Origin of the sequence: Thalassospira lucentensis, assembly GCF_050516545.1 — a bacterium.
GTDB lineage: Bacteria > Pseudomonadota > Alphaproteobacteria > Rhodospirillales > Thalassospiraceae > Thalassospira > Thalassospira lucentensis_C.
In genome coordinates, this window is record NZ_CP191544.1 from 600,374 (window position 1) to 618,432 (window position 18,059).

An 18,059-nucleotide genomic window follows, 5' to 3' on the forward strand; every position below is an offset into this window, starting at 1 on the left:
GGGTTGCCTTGTTGACCTTGTTGCCAAAAGAGTGGAACCTGACATTCCAGATCATTTTCCAGTTCCGATTGGCGCAATGTCCAAAGAACCTTTTAGCATCTCTGCCGCCCTTTCACGGATTTCACGTTCCGATGACCTTGATGGTGATCAGGTTCTTGAAGTGGGCGAAGGCATGGAAGTTGAAAGCACATCCAACGGCGCACTGGTGCCCAAACGGGTGCGCGATCCCGATGCCACACGCCAACGGATCCTTGATGCCGCCTTTGGCGAAATTCGCCGGGCCGGTTTTGGCGGGGCGTCGATCAATAATATCCTTGATCATAGCGGTGTGACCAAGGGTGCGCTGTATCACCACTTTGCCGGTAAGGCCAAGCTGGTCAATGCCGTGATCGAGGATTGCCTGCCGGGCTATGTCGATGAAGTCTGGCTTGATGAACTTGAAGGTGTCGATGACATCCTGCCGGTCATGATGGGGCAGGTCGACCGGCTTGGCAGCGATGACGCGCCGACCTTGCTTGAAGGCGGCTGTCCCTTGGCGCGGTTGGCATCGGGGGCCGGGGAGCTTGATGAGAACCTGCGCAAACGCATCGATGGTGTCTATCGCTATTGGCGGCGTAGTCTGGCATCGCATATTGGCAAGGCACAGTTTAACAAGACGGTGCGGACCGATGTTGAACCCTCTGCCGTGGCAGAATTCCTGATTGCTGCCTTGCACGGGTTCCTGACCCGTCCACCGGCCTTGCGCAATCTGGAAACCCAGGATGCGTTTGCCCGTGAATTTGCCCGCTATCTAAACGGACTGCGCCCGGGCGGCGCATGACCTTATGGCTCAAGGGCATAGGGGGTGAATTCTTTGCTTTGCCATATTAAACAAAATATTAGTGTGTTAATGAAGTTATTGACATTTACCTGTGCGTGATTACATCTGTCCCACAGTTTTATGATACTTTTGCAATATGGAGACAGGCCCCATGCGTTCTCTTATTCTTTCTGCTGTTGCCGCAGCAGCGTTTGTTTTTGCCGGCACGGCTGCGCAGGCGGAACGTCTGACCGACAAGCCGCTGGTGGATGCCAACTGGGTCGAAGCCAATCTTGGCAACCCGTCACTGGTTGTTGTCGATATCCGTTCGATGACCAAAGAAGGAAGCCCCTATGATGCCGGTCACATTGCCGGTTCGGTTTATGCGCCATATGGCACGTTTGGCTGGCGGGCGAAGGTCGACAATGTTGTCGGCATGCTGCCGCCGGTTGATGTGATTTCCAAACGCATCGGATCGCTTGGCATTGATAATGACAAACAGGTGGTTGTTGTGCCTGCAGGTCAGAACAGCTCGGACTTTGGGGCCGCAACCCGTGTTTATTGGACCTTCAAGGTTCTGGGTCACGATGCGGTAACCATTCTTGATGGGGGTCAGCGCGCATGGCTTGCCGCAGGCAAAGACGTTTCAAAAGACTCGGTCGCGCCAGATGCGGTTGCCTTTAACGCCAATTTCCGCCCGGAACTTCTGGCGTCTGCCGATGATGTCGCCAAGGCGCAAGCCAATGGTGTCGCGCTGATTGATGCCCGTCCGGTATCGCAGTTCAAAGGCGAAACCAAAAGCGGTGTTGTTGCCCGTGCGGGTGCCGTTCCGGGGGCAAAAAACATCGCCCAGTCCGAGTTTTATAACGATCAGAACGGTGCCTTTGTTGCATCGGATGTGATTGCAGGTCTGGTTGCGGATGCCGGTGTTGCCAAAGACGCCAAAGAAATCACCTATTGCAACACCGGTCACTGGGCATCGGTTGCATGGTTTGGTCTGTCCGAAGTCATGGGCAACAAGAACACTGCAATGTATGATGGCTCCTTGACCGAATGGGCTGCTGATCCGAGCCGCGAAATGGTTATTCCGGAATAATCCGGCATTTCCTTTGGCTTTATGGCAGGTTAAATTTCAACGGAATCGGGTTTTGCCCGGTTCCGTTCGTGCTTCATGATTGATGAATTTATTCAAGGTTACTGAGCGTCACCATGTCAGAAACGACCTTAAAAGCGCGCCCGCAGATATCGGGCTTTGAATTTGACAAGGGTCCGGCTGCGATTACGGCTGTGCTGTTTGTCATTGTCGGGATTGCGATTGCGCAGGCCGTCGATCTGCATCAGGCCGTTCTTTATGGTCTTGGCGGGATACTTGGCATTGCGCTGTATCACGCATCGTTCGGTTTTACCGGCGGTTGGCGCCGTTTCTCGGTCGAGAAGCGCGGGCGCGCGATGCGGGCGCAGCTTTTAATGATCGGTGTTGCTGCTGCGGCCTTTATCCCGATGCTGGCGCTTGGAAGCCCGCTTGGCAATCCGATTGTCGGGGCGGTGGCACCGGTCGGGACATCGGTTCTGATCGGGGCGTTTTTGTTCGGGCTTGGCATGCAGCTTGGCGGTGGATGCGGGTCGGGAACCCTGTTTACGGTTGGCGGCGGCAGTGCCCGCATGTTGTTAACCCTTGTCTTCTTTATTATTGGTGCGGTGATCGGGACGGCGCATTTGCCAATGTGGCTTGAGCTTCCGGCACTCCCGCCAATGAGCCTTGGCCGTGAATTTGGCATGACCGGTGGTCTTGTCGTTACCTTTGGCGGCTTGGCCCTGATCGCGCTTATTACGGTGCTGATTGAAAAGCGCGCGCATGGCACCCTTGAAGTCACCCCGGCCGCACCGCGCGCCGGGATTGCACGGTTGGTTCATGGCCCCTGGCCGTTGATTTGGACCGGGCTTTTGTTGGCCGGGTTGAATGTTGCGACGCTTTTGATTGCCGGTCACCCATGGTCGATCACGTTCGGGTTTGGCCTTTGGGGGGCGAAAATCGCGCAAGTGATCGGTATTTCCGTTGATACATGGGAATTCTGGAACTGGCCCGGGCCGGCAAAGGCGCTGGCAAATTCGGTTCTTGAAGATAATACGTCGGTGATGAATTTCGGCATTGTGATTGGCGCTGCGTTTGCGGCTGCCCTTGCCGGGAAGTTTGCGCCGAAGGTTTCTGTGCCGCTTGCGTCGCTGGTTGCAGCCGCGATCGGTGGGGTGTTGATGGGCTATGGCGCACGTTTGGCATTTGGCTGCAATATCGGTGCGTTCTTTAGCGGGATTGCATCGGGCAGCGTTCATGGCTGGTTGTGGTTTGTTCTGGCCTTTGCGGGCAGTTGGCTTGGCATTGCACTGCGTCCTGTCTTTGGAATGGATGGTTTCCGGAAATGAGCGAGAAAAACACACTTCTGTTTGGTGCGGTCTTCCTTGCTGCCAGCGGGGCGGTTGCCCTGGACCATTATAGCCACACCGCAAATATTCCGGCAGTTGCCAATCCCGCACCTGCTGCGTTCCCGACCGTGGGCAGCAATCCGTGCGGCGTTAATCCATGTGCGGCCAATCCGTGTGCCGCCAATCCTTGCGGCGCGAACCCCTGTGCGGCAAACCCGTGTGGCGCGAACCCGTGCGGGGCAGGATATAACCCGTGTGCCGCGTCACCTTGTGGTGCAAACCCGTGCGCGGCATACAATCCATGCGGTGCGGCCAATCCCTGTGCCGCAGCGAATCCTTGTGCAGCATCGCCGTGTTCAGCCGGAAATCCATGCGGGGCAGGGTATAACCCGTGTGCGGCGTCACCTTGTGGTGCAAACCCGTGTGGGGCGTATAATCCATGCGGTGCGGCCAATCCCTGTGCTGCGGCGAATCCTTGTGCGGCATCGCCGTGTTCAGCTGGGAATCCATGCGGGGTAGGGTATAACCCGTGTGCCGCGTCGCCCTGTTCGGCCGGGAATCCATGTGGTGCGGGATATAATCCGTGCGCAGCATCACCTTGCAGCGCCAATCCATGTGCGGCATTTAACCCGTGTGGGGCAGGTAATCCGTGTGCGCCATCTAACCCATGTGCTGCTGTGAACCCGTGCGGGGCTGCGAATCCCTGTTCTGCCAGTTGATGTTTCCTATTTCGCAACCCTTTGAAAAGAAGTAGATTTCAGAGAGTTACGAAGGAGATGCGTATTGGCGAGTAATAATTGGACAAATGAGCAGCGTTACGCAGCGCTGAGCTTGTATTTTGAGCTTGAGTTTGGCCAGTTTGATCATCGAAACAAGAAAGTTATCGCGCTTTCAGAGGTGATTGGTCGGTCGCCGAGTGCCATATCCTTCAAGCTGGGCAATTTTGCAAACCTAGACCCCACTCTTGACCGAAAAGGTTTCTCAAATGTCAGTAAAGCTGACAAAGAGCTTATAGAGCGTTTCCATCGATCTCCGGAGCGAGTGATCGAAGAAATGGCCAATGCCATCCAGCGGTTTGAGGTTTCAACTAGAAAACCTCGGGAGTTAGGGGGAGGTACAAGTGATCTAACCTTAAGCGGTATGCATGAGAGCCCGGGAACGTTTGATGTTTCAGGACGGAAAACAGCTTCTCGTGCTGAAGTGACGGTTCGAGTGGGGCAGAAGTTCTTTAGGGATGCCGTCTTAACGGGATATAAGAATCGTTGCTGTGTATGCGGGTTGTCTTTGACGCGAATGTTGGAGGCCGCGCATATCATTGACCATAGCGCTAGCGAAGACGAAATTCACCGTCTTAGGCCCGATAATGGGCTTTCTCTATGCCGAAACCATCATCGCGCTTTTGACTGTGGTTATTGGACTCTGAGGGATGACTATCGTATCGAAGTGGACAGTCGCGTTCATTCTCTGATTAAACACGACGAGCGAATTGAGGATGTTTTAGTCTCGTTTGACGGTAAAGACATTCATCAACCATTTCGTTACATGCCATCCAAGGAATCCATCGCATGGCATAGAGAAAACCGCTTCGCTAAGATTGAGCCGGTTTTGGGCAAATGATCGTTGGTTCGTCTCGTTCGTGGTTAGTTTACAACAGGGTGGCGCGCAAATCTGCGGGGCCTGTTTGCGTAAAACGCGGGGCTTGGGTGAATATGGCGTTTGACAAGCCGAATAAACTCTGCGCATTGTGTAGTTGATATTTGATCGCTCCAGAAGCGTAGACGGGATGCAAGTCCTTCCCTGTTGAGTGATTGACGTAAGAACGCAATGAAGTATCCAGCTACGCGGGTGCTTCCAGAACTGCAAGGCGCAGACCTGATTACTAAAATTCACCGGGCGATAGCCCAGCTGTCTGCAGCCTCTAATTTACGAGTTACTCTTATTTGACCCAGTTTTCCGAACTCGGCCTGGCCGAGCCGGTCCTTCGCGCACTAGCGCAAGAAGGATATGATGCGCCAACCCCTATTCAGGCGCAATCCATCCCGTCCCTGCTCCAAGGTAAGGACCTGCTTGGTATCGCTCAGACCGGTACCGGTAAGACGGCAGCATTCGCGTTGCCGATCCTAGATCGTCTTTCCAAAACCGAAGGTCGTACACCCAAAGGTGCTTGCCGTGTGCTGGTGCTGGCTCCGACGCGCGAACTTGCTGCGCAGATCGGTGAAAGTTTCCGTGCTTATGGTCGCTTCTTGAATGTCCGCGTTGCCGTGGTCGTTGGCGGTGTTGCACCTGGTCCCCAGATCAAAGCGATTAACCCCGGTGTTGAGGTGCTTGTCGCCACCCCTGGTCGTTTGCTTGATCATGTTGATAGTGGCAAGCTGAGCCTTAAGCATGTTGACGTCGTGGTTCTTGATGAGGCCGACCATATGCTTGACCTTGGCTTCCTGCCGCCGATCAAACGCATCATTAAAATGCTGCCGCGTAACCGTCAGAACCTGTTCTTCTCGGCAACCATGCCGGGACAGATCGGTCAGTTGGCTGGTGATATGCTTTCAGATCCGGTCAAAGTGTCGGTAACCCCGGTTGCGACCACTCAGGAACGTGTCGAGCAGTCAGTTTATCTGATCGAGCGGACCCGCAAGCGTCAGCTTTTGGCTGAGCTTCTTGATAATCCGGTTTTCAAACGCACCTTGGTCTTTACCCGGACCAAGCGTGGTGCCGATCGTGTTGCCCGTCATCTTGAGGCAAACAAGATCAGTGCAGCAGCTATTCACGGCAATAAAAGTCAGAACCAGCGCGAGCGCGCTCTGAACGCCTTTAAGGACGGTCAGATCGGTGTGCTTGTTGCAACCGATATCGCAGCACGCGGTATTGATGTTGATGCTGTGACTCACGTCGTGAATTTCGAACTTCCCAACGTCCCGGAAAGCTATGTCCACCGTATCGGCCGTACGGCCCGTGGCGGTGCCAGCGGTTGCGCAATTGCATTCTGTGATGCCGAAGAACGTGGTTTGCTGCGCGATATCGAAAGAACAACCCGTCAGACGATCCCGGTAATTGATCGTCGCGATGCCAAGCTTGCTGCTGAGCAGGAAGCGCTGTCGGACGAGCCCCGCGAAACCAACCGTGGACGTCGTTCCAGTGGTGGTCAGCCGCGCGGCAACGGTGGTCGCAACAATGGCGGCAATAATAATGGTCGTCGTGGTGGCGAAGGCAACCGCAGCGCATCTGCTGGTCGGAATGACCGCGATGGTCGTGCTGCTGGTGGTCCGCGTCGCCCGGATGATGCCCGCAAACCTGCGGTGCGTCGTGACGTCGAAGTCAATGCCCGTTCGACTGAAAAGGCCGAGGTGAATCCGGCCCTGGAAAAATCGAAAAGCCGTTTTAAAGGCGGGATTAAATCCAAGCCGGAAAATGGTCGTGGCACCGGTGCCGGTAACGGCACGGGTCAAGCTGATGGTCGCAAGCGCCCGACGAAACGTGTGGATTCCAATGGAAACCGCCGCGACGGTGTGCAAGGTGACAATTCAATTTCTTCCGGTCTTTCCTTTATGGGAAGCACCGAGGAACGCCGCGCGAATGGCAACGGGGGCAATGCCGCCCGGACCGCCAGACCGCAAGGCAAGCGCGGCGGTGCGAACCGCAATCGCAATCAACGTGGTCCACAACCTGGCGGGCAGCCGGGTGGGGCGGGCCGCGATACATCTTCCGGTAATCAGAGAAAGCGTGACCACGCCTGATTTGATTACCGAACACAAATAGGCCCACCCACACGGGGTGTGTCGTAACGCCAATCAATACTCGATAAGGAGATTTAAAGATGGCAACTGGTACAGTTAAATGGTTCAACGCAACTAAAGGTTTTGGTTTCATTCAGCCGGACGAAGGCGGAAATGACGTATTCCTGCACATCAGCGCTGTTGAACGCGCTGGTATGGGTCACCCACAGGAAGGCGACAAAATCAATTACGAACTGCGTACCGACTCACGTTCGGGCCGCGTTTCGGCTGACGACCTGACTGCTGCTTAATTCGGCTTGTCGTTCTTTTTGAACGGCACCGTATTATACGAAACCCCCATCCGCGAAAGCGGGTGGGGGTTTTGTGTTTTTGCCCGAAGCTATCGCCATGGTTGCGGGCAATGGCATATGTGGTCCTAGGGCCGCAAGAAAGCGATCTTGGCACGGGTCGCGGCACTTAGAACATGGAAATGCATGGCATCGCGGGCACCTGACGGGTTGTGGTCGCGGATATAGCGCAAGACCTGTTCATGTTCGGAGAGCGGGGCGGCAATCGCATTTGCGTTGGCAAAGGGCAGCATCTGATTTTCATGAATGATCTGGGCTGCCGGATGCATCGCATCGGCAAACATCGGATTGCCTGATGCCAAAAGAAGAACTTCATGAAATTCCGTATCGGCCATGGCGGCCGCGATCAAATCGTCGGCCTCAAGGGCCGCGCGCATGTCGTTGATGCTGTTTGCAAGTGTTTCCAGATGGTCTGCATTGCGCATTTGGGCCGCCAACCCTGCGACATAGGGTTCAATCGCCAGACGGAACTGATAGACCTGTGCGGCATGACGGTTGCGGTTCTGATCCATCGGTGTGTGAATTTGGCGATCAGTGATGTATACGCCTTTGCCCGCATGGATATGGACGATGCCAAGGGCCTCAAGGGTGGCCAATGCTTCGCGGAGGCTGGTGCGGCTAATGCCAAGCTCGTTGGCGAGGCTTCGCTGAGGAGGTAGCGAGTCACCAGCGCCTAGCCCCTTGTTTTTTATCAAATTTCGAATGTCTCGCGCGGCGCGTTCTGGCGCGGTTTCGCTGCGTGTCATCTGCGTTCCTTATGCTGGTCAGACCAGTAAGGGGCGGGCATGTATCCCGAAATTCCCTAGGTTCTGCCATTTATCGTTGCTCGATGAATTGAATTTACGCTTAGGAAAAAAATATTCATAGACAAAAGATCAAAAAATATGCAGCCTTCGTTTCAGGTTAAAAAAAGTGCATTAAACTTTCAGCAAAACGGGTAGAGGCTCATGAAACAATTCTTCAAAACCGCGATTGCGGCTGTGGCGATGCTTGCCGCACCACTTGGTGCAGCATCGGCTGGTGCTTTGGACAGCATTGCCGAAGCCGGTGTCTTAAAGGTCGCCGTCCCACAGGACTTTCCGCCATTTGGATCGGTCGGCACCGATATGCAGCCAAAGGGCTATGACATCGATATGGCAGCGCTGATTGCGGAAGAACTTGGTGTGAAGCTTGAGCTGGTGCCGGTTGCATCCAGCAACCGCATTCCGTATTTGACCACCGGCAAGGTTGATCTGGTGATTTCCAGCCTTGGCAAAAACCCGGACCGTGAAAAGGTGATTGATTTCAGCGATCCATACGCTCCGTTCTATAACGGCGTGTTTGGCCCGGCGGATTTTTCGGTTGAAAAGGCGGCTGATCTTGCCGGTATGTCGGTTGGTGTCACCCGTGGTGCCATCGAAGACCTTGAACTGACCAAAATCGCCCCGTCTGATGTTGATATCAAACGCTATGAAGACAATAACGGCACGATTTCGGCTTTCCTGTCCGGTCAGGTTGACCTGATTGCGACGGGGAATGTGACGGCGGCTGCGATTATTGAACGTGATCCGCCGCGCAAACCGGAACCGAAATTCCTGATCAAAAATTCGCCATGCTATGTCGGTTTGAACAAGGAAGAACCGGAATTCATGGCGAAGGTCAACGAGATCATTGCCGCATCCATGGATGATGGTCGCCTGAATGCGATTGCCGAAAAATGGCTTGGCATTCCGCTTCCGGCGGAACTTTAAGCCCCTTTGACGGACTTGCCGGAATTGACGGGATTGTTGCAGATCAATGGCATATAAATTTGACTTCGGCGCCATCGTGCCACATTGGGAATTGCTGTTTGACGGGGTTATTTTAACCACGCAGCTGACAGTTATCGGTGCGGTCGTTGGTGTCGGGTTCGGAATCCTGGGCGCGTGGGCACGGGCATCACGCGCCCCGGTAATCAGTCCGATTGTCGGGATCTATGTCGAGCTGATCCGCAACACCCCGTTTCTGGTTCAACTGTTTTTTATCTTCTTCGGGCTTCCGGCACTTGGCGTCAAACTGACGGAATTTCAGGCTGCGGTTTTGGCGATGATTGTCAATCTGGGGGCCTATTCGACCGAGATTGTCCGGGCCGGTATTCAGGCCATCCCGCAAGGGCAAATTGAAGCGGCACAGACGCTTGCGATGAACCGGGTTCAGATTTTCCGCTATGTGGTGATCTTGCCGGCGTTGCAGAAAATCTGGCCGGCACTTTCCAGTCAGATTGTGATTGTCATGCTTGGATCATCGGTCTGTTCGCAGATCGCGGCCGAGGAGTTGACCTTTGGGGCGAACTATATTCAGGCCCTTAATTTCCGGGCGTTTGAAGTTTATTTCGTTGTCACAGCACTTTATCTGGTGATGTCGATTTTGCTTCGCATGGGGTTAAAGGTTTTGGGCAACTTCCTGTTTGAACGGCGGCGTCATGTCTGAGTTTTCATTGTGGGATATTGTCTATAACTTGCTGCTTGCCGGGCGCTGGACTGTTTTACTGTCGCTGAGCGCCTTTGTTCTGGGGGGCTTGGTCGGTGTGGTGCTTTTGATGTTGCGCACGGCGGGAAACCCATGGGTGATCCGGCTTGTGCGCGGCTATGTCGAACTGTTTCAGGGCACGCCGCTTTTGATGCAGCTTTTCATCGTGTTCTTTGGCTTGCCTTTGATCGGGATTGATGTGTCGCCCTGGGCGGCAGCGATCCTTGGCCTGACGCTGTTTACCAGTGCGTTTTTGACCGAAATCTGGCGCGGATGTGTTGAATCGATTGGCAAAGGCCAATGGGAAGCATCGGCCAGTCTTGGCATGGGGTTCACCCAACAGATGCGTTACATCATTCTGCCACAGGCCTTGCGGATTGCGGTTCCGCCAACGGTTGGTTTTTCCGTGCAGGTGGTCAAGGGAACAGCCGTGGCATCGATTATCGGTTTTGTCGAACTGACCAAGGCCGGCACCATGATCACCAATGCGACCTATGCGCCGTTTACCGTCTATGGCTGTGTCGCGGTGATGTATTTCCTGATTTGTTATCCGCTGTCGCTTTTTGCCCGTCATCTGGAAGGGAAGTTCCGTCATGCCGCTCGTTGAACTGCACGCCATTCATAAAAGTTTTGGCGCGCTGGAAGTCCTTAAGGGCATCGACCTTTCGATTGAAGAAGGTCAGGTCATTGCCCTGATTGGCAAAAGCGGGTCGGGCAAAAGTACATTGCTGCGCACGATCAACGGGCTTGAGGCGATTGATGATGGCGTGATCATGGTTGGCGGTAAAAAGGTCAGCGACCGCGATTCCGATCTTTTGGCGTTGCGGCTTCAGGTCGGGATGGTGTTTCAACAGTTCAATCTGTTTCCCCATTACACCGCCCTTGAGAACGTCATGCTCTCCCCGCAGGTGGTGAAAAAGCAATCGAAAGCCGAGGCAAAGGAAATTGCCGAAGAAATGCTGGCCAAGGTGGGTCTTGCCGACAAGATGATGCATTACCCAGATCAGCTTTCCGGTGGCCAGCAACAACGCGTTGCCATTGCGCGCGCCCTTGCGATGCAGCCAAAGGTTCTTTTATGCGACGAAGTCACCTCCGCCCTTGATCCCGAACTGGTGAACGAGGTGCTGGCCGTCGTCCGCCAACTGGCCGAAGAAGGCATGACATTGGTGATGGTCACCCATGAAATGCGCTTTGCCCGCGAAGTTTGCGACAAGCTGGTCTTTATGCATCAGGGGCGCATTCATGAAACCGGCGATCCCGAAGAAGTCTTTTCCAATCCCAAAACCCCCGAACTTTCCAGTTTTGTTGGCGGGCTTTCATAAGTTTTCCGATGATGGTTTTATGACATCTTTTCCGTAGTGTGCGGAAATGTTTAACCATTTTCGGTTGAACCTGTAGAACGTTTCCTTGATGCCGATAGGGGTGGATAAGGGATGTGCTGCAGATGAAAGACGACGTCACCAACGATCTTGGACAAGGCGGGAATGGACAGCGCGGGTCTGTCATCGCAGTTCTGGATCGCTATCCCGTTTTGGTGTTGGGATTGCTTCTTGTCGGGGCGTTTACATCCTCCTGTGCGGTGCCCCTGGCCGGGCTTTATGTGGTTGAAGGTTTGGGGCAATCCCCCTGGAAGCTTAGCATGGTTGCCATTGTGCAGGTGTGCGTGACGCTGATCACCAACCGGGCCTTTGGCCGGGCGATTGACCGGGGGGTGCCGGTCAAGATTTTGCTGGTGACCAGCATTGTGTGTTTTGGCACCGGGATGCTGATCCTTGGTGTGTTTCAAATTTATTGGGTTTATCTCGGTATCGTGTCGATCTTGCTCGGGATCGGGTCAGGGGCCTTGTCCGTGATGTATTCGTTCGGCCGGTTGTTTGCAGAACAAACCAACCGCGATGTCGTAAAGTTCAACGGGTTCTTGCGCATGCAGACATCATTGGGCTGGATGGTGGGACCGGCGGCGTCGCTGTCATTTTATGGTGTGTTTGGCTTTGCTGCGACCTATTACGGGATCGCCGCACTATCATTGATCTGGTTTGCCGCCTGTCTTTTGATTGTGCCAAATGCGTTTAAAACCCACCACCCCAACAGCCTTAAAGTTGGTGAAAAAATTCCGTTCAATTTTGGCCTGTTGCAGGCCTGTATTCCGGTTTTTTTCATTGGTGCGGCCAATGTGGTGTTTGTCTCGGCCATGCCGCTTTATTTCTCGACCGAAATCGGATTGATCGCCTCATCGGCGGGCTTTGCGCTTAGCGTTAAATGCCTGGTCGAAGTGGTGGCGATTTATTTCTGTGCGTCCCTGATCAGGCGCGTTGGCGAACGCAAAGGCATGTTGATCGCATCGGTTTTGGCGGCGGTATTTTTTGGCCTGATCTATCACGCAAGCAGTCTTGAAGATGTTTTGCTTCTGGCTGTGCTGGATGGCATTTATTACGGCATCTTTGCCGGGATCAGCATGACGTTCGTTCAGAATTTTGCCCCCGATCAACCCGGTGTCGCGACAAGTTATTATGTCAGCACGCTTTTTGTTGGCGGGCTTATTGGTAATCTTCTGACCGGCGTGGTCGCCAGCATCTTTGATTTCCAGACTACGGTTGTTTTGGCCTGTGGCTTTGCCTTGATCGGTGGTGTGGTTTTGATGGGGATGGGCGATGCCAGACCTGACGAACGGATCAGGGATGCTTCATGAAGTCTTGACTTTCACCGCGTCCCGGCGATGATCGCGCCATGTCTGAGATAGTTGAAAATAGTCGCCCGCGTTTGTTTGTTGATGCCGATGCCTGCCCGGTAAAGGTGGAATGCGAACGTGTGGCTGAACGTCACCGGATCGAGATGATTGTTGTCTCTAACGGTGGTATCCGCCCGTCGCGTAATCCGTTGATCCGAAATGTCATTGTGCCGCCCGAACCCGATGCGGCCGATGACTGGATTGCCGAAAATGCGCGCGCCCGTGACGTGATCATTACCAATGATATTCCACTGGCCTCACGCGGGATTGAAATTGGCGCGCGGGTGTTAAAAGCCAACGGGCAGGAATTCACCGAAGCCAATATCGGTAATGCGCTGGCAGGCCGCGAAATTGCCGCCCATATGCGCGAAGTCACTGGCGAGCAAGGGCGCAATGCGTCCTTTACCCAGAAAGACCGGTCGAAATTTTCCAGCGCACTTGAAGTTTTGGTGCAGGCGGTTTTGCGGGGGTAATCCGCAAGATCGATCTTGCCACAGCCTGAAACGACGCAGGCCGCCAATTCATTTAAGAACTGACGGCCTGCACACAGGTCCTGATTTGTAAGGGAACTAGAACAAATCAGGCTTCCCCCCTGCGTGTTCGAATATCCATGGAATGCCGGGTGGATGACCACCCGGTTTTAAGGTGTTTGCGGCTTAGAACGGGTAGTGGCGTTTGCCGCTCTGGATCGTGATCCAGCGCATTTCGGTGAATTCATCGATCGATGCCTGCGAACCAAACCGGCCATAGCCAGACGATTTGACACCACCAAACGGCATTTGTGCTTCGTCCTGAACGGTCGGGCTGTTGATGTGGCAGATGCCGCTTTCGATGCGTTTGGCGACTTCCATCGCGCGCGGGATGTTGGTCGAGAAGACCGCAGATGACAGGCCATACTCGCTGTCATTGGCGATGCGCACGGCTTCGTCTTCGTTACCGGCACGAATAACCACACAGATCGGACCAAAGCTTTCTTCGGAATAGATCTTCATCGCCGGGGTGACGTGATCAAGCAAGGTGGCATCCATCAGAACGCCGTCTTTGGCTTTGCCCGAACCGGCAACCAGTTTCGCACCCTTGGAAACGGCGTCTTCGACCAGTTCTTCGATGCGGTTGATGGCCTCAACGCTGACCACACCACCAAGGATATGTTCGGCCTTGGCCGGGTCGCCCGCGGTGAGTGTTTTGGTCTTGGCGGCCAGTTTGGCAACAAAGTCATCGGCAACGGCGTTATCGACGATCAAACGTTCGGTCGACATGCAAATCTGGCCCTGATTCATATAGGCGCCAAAGGCTGCACCATTGACGGCTTCGTCAATGTCGGCGTCATCGAGAACGAGGAACGGTGCCTTGCCACCGAGTTCAAGCAGAACCGGTTTAAGATGTTCGGCACCCAGTTTGGCAACAATGCGCCCGACACGGGTGGAGCCGGTAAAGTTGATGCGACGCACCGCCGGATGGGCAATCAGGGTTTCAACGATTTCCGGGGCATCTTCCGGGGCGTTGGTGACAACATTGACCACACCGGCCGGGGCGCCAGCTTCGACCAGACACTGACCAATCAGGTGATGCAGGGCCGGGCAGAGTTCGGATGCCTTGAGGATCACGGTGTTACCGCAGGCAAGCGGCATGGCAATCGCACGGGTGCCAAGAATAACCGGCGCATTCCAAGGGGCGATGCCCAAAACAACACCGACCGGCTGGCGAATGCCCATCGCCATCAGGCCCGGATGGTCAGACGGAATGATGTCGCCCTGAATCTGGGTGGTCATGGCACCGGCTTCGCGCAGCATGTTTGCTGCGAGATTGGCGTTAAAGCCGCCCCACATGCGGGTACTTCCGGTTTCATCAAGAACCAGCTGGCCGAATTCACCGGCCTTTGATTCCATAATGTCAGCGGCCTTTAACAGGATCTTGCGCCGTGCGCCCGGACCCATTTTGGACCATTCCGGAAAAGCCGCGGCAGCCGCATCAGCCGCCTTGCGGGCATCGGCGGCACTGGCGGCAGCGGCAACGGTTGCCGTTTCACCGGTCACCGGGTTTTTGCGTTCAAACGTGCGGTTGTTTGAAGCACTTACATCCTGATTGTCGATCAACAGTTTTATGTCGTTCATGACGTTTCTCCTGAGTTCCTCATGGCCTGCTGTGAGGTGGCGAAAAGCGGCATGTTATGCAGCCCCAAGGCCAAGGAAGGCCTTTTGCACAGCAGGGTCGGATTGCAGGGCCTTGGCAGTGTCCTGCCCGGTGATGGCCCCGTTTTCGATCAGATATCCCCGATCTGATATGGCAAGGGACTGATGGGCGTTCTGTTCGACCAGAAGCACACCAACCCCGGTTTTTCGAATGGCGGCAAGTGCCTTGAACAAATCGCCGGTCATAATCGGCGACAGACCAAGGGAAGGTTCATCAAGCAACAGGATATCCGGGTTGGACATCAAGGCACGACCAATGGCGACCATTTGTTGTTCGCCGCCGCTCATGGTGCGGGCGGCTTGATCAAGCCGTTCTGCCAGTTTGGGGAAAAGATCAATCACACGTTCGAGATTTTGCTTTTCCGCCGCGCGGGCGCGTTTGGCAAAGGCGCCCAGTTCAAGATTTTCGCGCACTGTCAGTTCCCCGAAAATCCCGCGACCTTCGGGGACAAGGGCCAAGCCCGCCTCGACAATTTTATGGGCTGGAAGATCGGTAAGCTCGCTGCCTGATAAATTGATGCTGGTATCATCATGAGCGGTGACCAGACCGGCACAGGCTTTGAGCAGGCTGCTTTTCCCCGCACCATTGGCACCAAGCATGACAACGATTTCACCGCGCTGAACATTGACATCAACCCCGCGCAGGGCGGCATGTTTGCCATAGGAAACAGACAGGTTTTTAATTTCAAGCATGGCTGTCTCCAAGATAGGCGCGGACAACTTCCGGGTCGGAAAGAACTTCATCAGGCGTGCCATCGGCAATCTTGGCCCCGGCATTCATGACAACACAGCGATCACACAGGCTGCGGATGGCATCCATGACATGTTCTACCATGATGATGGTCAGACCTTCGTCCTTGAGTTTGCGCACCAGCGTGATGCCATCTTGAAGTTCCGAGGGGTTCAACCCGGCCAGCCATTCATCGAGCAATAATAACTTGGGTTGCAGGGCCAAGGCACGACCCAGTTCCAAACGTTTTTGATCGATATAGGTCAGATCACCAGCAGGTGTGTGGGCTTGTTTGGCAAGACCGATCCGGTCCAGAAGGTCATGGGCTGCTTTATGGGCACTTTCACCCCAAAGCGGATTGTTGCGATAGGCAAGACCGGCTTCGATATTTTCGATGCAATCAAGATCGGGCAAAACGCGCACCAGTTGGAATGTACGTGCAATGCCGGAATGGCTGATTTTGTGGGCCGGAAGGCTTGTGATGTTTTTGCCGCCAATAATGACTTTGCCTTCGTCAGGTGACAGGGCACCCGATATCAGGTTCATCACGGTTGTCTTGCCCGATCCATTGGGGCCCAAAAGGCCGACAATTTCGCCTTCATGGACATCAAACTGCATCTGGTTGACGGCAATCAATCCGCCAAAGGCCTTGTGCAGACCATCAATCGACAGAAGAATTTGCGATGTCATGCTGCTTTCTCCTCTGACTTGGTGGTGCCATCTGTGCCATCCGGCGGCGAAAGGGTGCGCTTTTTCGGCACACGGTACTTTTCATAAAGTCCAAGCACACCGCCGGGCAAAAGATAGACAATCACCATGAACACACAGCCCAGAAGGATGCTGAAATGGTTCGGGAAATTTGCGGTCAGAACTTCAAACAGCAAGGTCAGTGGAATAACCCCCAACAGCGGACCGAGTAACCGGCGCGGACCACCCAGAAGCGCCATAATGACAACCTGGAAGGACAGCATCGGGTTAAAGGCAATCAAGGGATCGATATAGGTCCAACGTGGCGCCATGATGGCACCGGTCAGGGTCATGAACAAAGCCGACAGGACAAACAGGGCAACTTTGACGCGGGTAACATCAATGCCGCAATGTTTGGCAACGGTTTCGTCTTCGCCAATGATGCGCAGCGCAAAGCCAAGCCGGGAGCGGGCCAAGATAAAGCCGGTCAGAAGCAGGACGGCAAATAATGCAAGCAACTGCCAGTAAATGTCGTTCTGGGTGATATCAAGAAAGACATAGCGCCCCATTTCGCGGGTGACATTGACTTCGTACCAACTGACAACCTGACGCACCAGTTCGGTCAGGCCAAAGGTAAAGATCACGAAGTAAACACCGGCCAGCCGCAGGGTGGAGAACCCGACGAGAAGGGCAACGACCGTACCGGCCAGTGCGGCACAGACAAGAACCAGCGGAAAGGCCATATGTTCGCCAAGAACGGCCACGGTATAGGCACCGATGCCAAAGAACACGACGGTTGCCAACGAGATATAGCGCGTCGGGCCAGAAAACATCGACCATGCGGTCGCAAGCACGGCAAAGCTGACCACACTGATGGCAAGCGACATATAGTAGTTGTCGACAAAGGTCGGCAGGAAGGCAAGGGCGGCAAAGATTACGGCAGCCAAGCCAACCGGCTTGATGAAATCAGGTTTCAGGATGCTCATGAAGATGCCCTCCCGAACAGGCCGGATGGTTTGATCAGCAAGACCAGAAGGAAGATGACGTAAGTCACCGCAATGGTCAGGCCCGGATCAACATAGGTCGCGACCAGACTTTCCGCCACGCCAAGGATCAGTCCGGCGATCAGCGCACCAAGTAAGTTGCCAACTCCGCCCATGATCACAACAATCAATGCCTTCATGGTAAAGACAACGCCCATCGATGTTGAGAAGGTCAGAAACATGCTGACCAGAACGCCACCGACAGCGGCCATCGCACCACCAAGGGCAAAGGCAAAGCAGGAGGCAAAATTGACATCAATCGCAACCAGACGGGCAGAGGTCGGATCAACAGCAACCGCGCGAAGGGCGGTGCCAATCCGTGTTCTGGTCAGGATGACATAAAATCCAAGCCCGATAACAACAGCAAAGCCAAGGGCAACCAGACGGTTGGCAGCAATTGCTGCGCCAAACACATTCACGGCACCATTCATGAAGTCATAGCTGTAATAATTACCGCCAAACCAGACCAGCAGCACGCCCTGAACAATGAACAGCAGGCCAAAGGTGGCCAGAATGCTGTCGACTTCAAGCATGCCGCGGTTCTTTGCCCGTGCGACCAGCGGGGTCAGCAGGATGCGATAAATCACCCAGTTCAGAGCAAAGCTTAGCGGGATAATGATCAGAAGACCGACAATCGGGTTAATCCCGAACGAGGTCATGAAAACAAAGGCAATAAAGGATGCGACGATCACCAACTCGCCATAGGCGAGGTTCATGATGCGCGATACTCCGTATTGCAGGGTCAGCCCCATGGCGACGAGTGCATACATACCGCCAAGGGTGATCCCGGAAAATATTGCGTAGCTTAACATTCAATTCTTCCCAGAGGGGTGTCGGGGTTCCCGCGCGATTGTGCGTGCGCAGGGACCCCGGCTTTCCTTGTCAGCTGCA

19 protein-coding genes are annotated in these 18,059 nt (G+C 54.4%); 12 read left to right on the top strand and 7 right to left on the bottom strand.

From position 1 onward, the window contains the following. Positions 1–76 precede the first annotated feature (76 nt). From ACQ0MK_RS02595 to ACQ0MK_RS02605, 3 genes are all read left to right on the top strand, one after another. On the top strand, positions 77–820 hold the full coding sequence (locus tag ACQ0MK_RS02595; protein WP_430474702.1) for a TetR family transcriptional regulator: 744 nt from the start codon (positions 77–79) through the stop codon (positions 818–820). Positions 821–971: 151 nt separating this feature from the next. Further along, positions 972–1,895 carry a sulfurtransferase gene (locus ACQ0MK_RS02600; RefSeq protein ID WP_350162554.1) on the top strand — a complete coding sequence of 308 codons (924 nt, stop codon included), beginning with the start codon at positions 972–974 and terminating at the stop codon, positions 1,893–1,895. Positions 1,896–2,008: 113 nt separating this feature from the next. Beyond that, positions 2,009–3,220, top strand: coding sequence for a YeeE/YedE family protein (locus ACQ0MK_RS02605; protein WP_430474703.1), 1,212 nt, complete (start codon positions 2,009–2,011; stop codon positions 3,218–3,220). A 67-nt stretch (positions 3,221–3,287) separates the two neighbouring features. On the opposite strand, the gene ACQ0MK_RS02610 is transcribed toward ACQ0MK_RS02605, so the two are convergent. Then, complete coding sequence (locus ACQ0MK_RS02610) at positions 3,288–3,830, bottom strand: hypothetical protein (RefSeq protein WP_430474704.1); 543 nt, start codon at positions 3,828–3,830, stop codon at positions 3,288–3,290. A 173-nt stretch (positions 3,831–4,003) separates the two neighbouring features. Between ACQ0MK_RS02610 and ACQ0MK_RS02615 the strand changes: the two genes are divergently transcribed. The 3 genes from ACQ0MK_RS02615 (at position 4,004) to ACQ0MK_RS02625 (ending at position 7,244) form a co-directional block, all read left to right on the top strand. After that, positions 4,004–4,837 carry an HNH endonuclease gene (locus ACQ0MK_RS02615; protein WP_430474705.1) on the top strand — a complete coding sequence of 278 codons (834 nt, stop codon included), beginning with the start codon at positions 4,004–4,006 and terminating at the stop codon, positions 4,835–4,837. 323 nt (positions 4,838–5,160) lie between these two features. Then, positions 5,161–6,954 carry a DEAD/DEAH box helicase gene (locus ACQ0MK_RS02620; RefSeq protein ID WP_430474706.1) on the top strand — a complete coding sequence of 598 codons (1,794 nt, stop codon included), beginning with the start codon at positions 5,161–5,163 and terminating at the stop codon, positions 6,952–6,954. Positions 6,955–7,034: 80 nt separating this feature from the next. Beyond that, a complete protein-coding gene (locus tag ACQ0MK_RS02625) occupies positions 7,035–7,244 on the top strand; it encodes a cold-shock protein (RefSeq protein ID WP_008892034.1) in 210 nt (69 codons plus the stop codon). Positions 7,245–7,369: 125 nt separating this feature from the next. Here ACQ0MK_RS02625 and ACQ0MK_RS02630 read toward each other — a convergent pair whose 3' ends face one another. Beyond that, positions 7,370–8,047, bottom strand: coding sequence for a FadR/GntR family transcriptional regulator (locus tag ACQ0MK_RS02630; protein WP_430474707.1), 678 nt, complete (start codon positions 8,045–8,047; stop codon positions 7,370–7,372). Between the two features lie 201 nt (positions 8,048–8,248). Here ACQ0MK_RS02630 and ACQ0MK_RS02635 point away from each other — a divergent pair, with 201 nt between their 5' ends. The 6 genes from ACQ0MK_RS02635 (at position 8,249) to ACQ0MK_RS02660 (ending at position 12,989) form a co-directional block, all read left to right on the top strand. After that, positions 8,249–9,031, top strand: coding sequence for a transporter substrate-binding domain-containing protein (locus ACQ0MK_RS02635; RefSeq protein ID WP_430474708.1), 783 nt, complete (start codon positions 8,249–8,251; stop codon positions 9,029–9,031). 46 nt (positions 9,032–9,077) lie between these two features. Beyond that, complete coding sequence (locus ACQ0MK_RS02640) at positions 9,078–9,749, top strand: amino acid ABC transporter permease (protein ID WP_350046306.1); 672 nt, start codon at positions 9,078–9,080, stop codon at positions 9,747–9,749. After that, complete coding sequence (locus ACQ0MK_RS02645) at positions 9,742–10,395, top strand: amino acid ABC transporter permease (RefSeq protein ID WP_430474709.1); 654 nt, start codon at positions 9,742–9,744, stop codon at positions 10,393–10,395. Before ACQ0MK_RS02640 ends, ACQ0MK_RS02645 begins: the two co-directional genes overlap by 8 nt. Then, entirely contained in the window at positions 10,382–11,110 is a 729-nt protein-coding gene (locus tag ACQ0MK_RS02650; protein WP_350162549.1) for an amino acid ABC transporter ATP-binding protein, read from the top strand. Before ACQ0MK_RS02645 ends, ACQ0MK_RS02650 begins: the two co-directional genes overlap by 14 nt. 122 nt (positions 11,111–11,232) lie before the next feature. Beyond that, a complete protein-coding gene (locus tag ACQ0MK_RS02655; RefSeq protein ID WP_430474710.1) occupies positions 11,233–12,477 on the top strand; it encodes an MFS transporter in 1,245 nt (414 codons plus the stop codon). Positions 12,478–12,515: 38 nt separating this feature from the next. Beyond that, entirely contained in the window at positions 12,516–12,989 is a 474-nt protein-coding gene (locus tag ACQ0MK_RS02660; RefSeq protein ID WP_350043060.1) for a YaiI/YqxD family protein, read from the top strand. Between the two features lie 183 nt (positions 12,990–13,172). On the opposite strand, the gene ACQ0MK_RS02665 is transcribed toward ACQ0MK_RS02660, so the two are convergent. Genes ACQ0MK_RS02665 through ACQ0MK_RS02685 form a run of 5 tightly spaced genes read right to left on the bottom strand, consistent with a single transcriptional unit; the run spans position 13,173 to position 17,980 of the window. After that, positions 13,173–14,630 (bottom strand): aldehyde dehydrogenase, encoded by a 1,458-nt coding sequence (locus ACQ0MK_RS02665; protein WP_430474711.1) that lies wholly within the window; start codon positions 14,628–14,630, stop codon positions 13,173–13,175. Between the two features lie 54 nt (positions 14,631–14,684). Further along, on the bottom strand, positions 14,685–15,401 hold the full coding sequence (locus tag ACQ0MK_RS02670) for an ABC transporter ATP-binding protein (RefSeq protein WP_350046301.1): 717 nt from the start codon (positions 15,399–15,401) through the stop codon (positions 14,685–14,687). Next, positions 15,394–16,128 (bottom strand): ABC transporter ATP-binding protein, encoded by a 735-nt coding sequence (locus tag ACQ0MK_RS02675; RefSeq protein WP_430474712.1) that lies wholly within the window; start codon positions 16,126–16,128, stop codon positions 15,394–15,396. Before ACQ0MK_RS02675 ends, ACQ0MK_RS02670 begins: the two co-directional genes overlap by 8 nt. Further along, entirely contained in the window at positions 16,125–17,111 is a 987-nt protein-coding gene (locus tag ACQ0MK_RS02680; protein WP_430474713.1) for a branched-chain amino acid ABC transporter permease, read from the bottom strand. The genes ACQ0MK_RS02675 and ACQ0MK_RS02680 overlap by 4 nt, the downstream gene beginning before the upstream one ends. Beyond that, positions 17,108–17,980, bottom strand: a complete 873-nt coding sequence (locus ACQ0MK_RS02685) for a branched-chain amino acid ABC transporter permease (RefSeq protein ID WP_350043055.1) — start codon at positions 17,978–17,980, stop codon at positions 17,108–17,110. Before ACQ0MK_RS02685 ends, ACQ0MK_RS02680 begins: the two co-directional genes overlap by 4 nt. Between the last annotated feature and the right edge of the window lie 79 nt (positions 17,981–18,059).

Bases quoted from the DNA above. Each gene is read 5' to 3' on its own strand.
- ACQ0MK_RS02685 (WP_350043055.1), bottom strand. From the start codon at position 17,980: ATGTTAAGCTACGCAATATTTTCCGGGATCACCCTTGGCGGTATGTAT.
- ACQ0MK_RS02675 (WP_430474712.1), bottom strand. From the start codon at position 16,128: ATGACATCGCAAATTCTTCTGTCGATTGATGGTCTGCACAAGGCCTTT.
- ACQ0MK_RS02605 (WP_430474703.1), top strand. From the start codon at position 2,009: ATGTCAGAAACGACCTTAAAAGCGCGCCCGCAGATATCGGGCTTTGAA.
- ACQ0MK_RS02640 (WP_350046306.1), top strand. From the start codon at position 9,078: ATGGCATATAAATTTGACTTCGGCGCCATCGTGCCACATTGGGAATTG.
- ACQ0MK_RS02625 (WP_008892034.1), top strand. From the start codon at position 7,035: ATGGCAACTGGTACAGTTAAATGGTTCAACGCAACTAAAGGTTTTGGT.
- ACQ0MK_RS02650 (WP_350162549.1), top strand. From the start codon at position 10,382: ATGCCGCTCGTTGAACTGCACGCCATTCATAAAAGTTTTGGCGCGCTG.
- ACQ0MK_RS02645 (WP_430474709.1), top strand. From the start codon at position 9,742: ATGTCTGAGTTTTCATTGTGGGATATTGTCTATAACTTGCTGCTTGCC.
- ACQ0MK_RS02635 (WP_430474708.1), top strand. From the start codon at position 8,249: ATGAAACAATTCTTCAAAACCGCGATTGCGGCTGTGGCGATGCTTGCC.
- ACQ0MK_RS02630 (WP_430474707.1), bottom strand. From the start codon at position 8,047: ATGACACGCAGCGAAACCGCGCCAGAACGCGCCGCGCGAGACATTCGA.
- ACQ0MK_RS02595 (WP_430474702.1), top strand. From the start codon at position 77: ATGTCCAAAGAACCTTTTAGCATCTCTGCCGCCCTTTCACGGATTTCA.
- ACQ0MK_RS02665 (WP_430474711.1), bottom strand. From the start codon at position 14,630: ATGAACGACATAAAACTGTTGATCGACAATCAGGATGTAAGTGCTTCA.
- ACQ0MK_RS02655 (WP_430474710.1), top strand. From the start codon at position 11,233: ATGAAAGACGACGTCACCAACGATCTTGGACAAGGCGGGAATGGACAG.
- ACQ0MK_RS02680 (WP_430474713.1), bottom strand. From the start codon at position 17,111: ATGAGCATCCTGAAACCTGATTTCATCAAGCCGGTTGGCTTGGCTGCC.
- ACQ0MK_RS02600 (WP_350162554.1), top strand. From the start codon at position 972: ATGCGTTCTCTTATTCTTTCTGCTGTTGCCGCAGCAGCGTTTGTTTTT.
- ACQ0MK_RS02670 (WP_350046301.1), bottom strand. From the start codon at position 15,401: ATGCTTGAAATTAAAAACCTGTCTGTTTCCTATGGCAAACATGCCGCC.
- ACQ0MK_RS02660 (WP_350043060.1), top strand. From the start codon at position 12,516: ATGTCTGAGATAGTTGAAAATAGTCGCCCGCGTTTGTTTGTTGATGCC.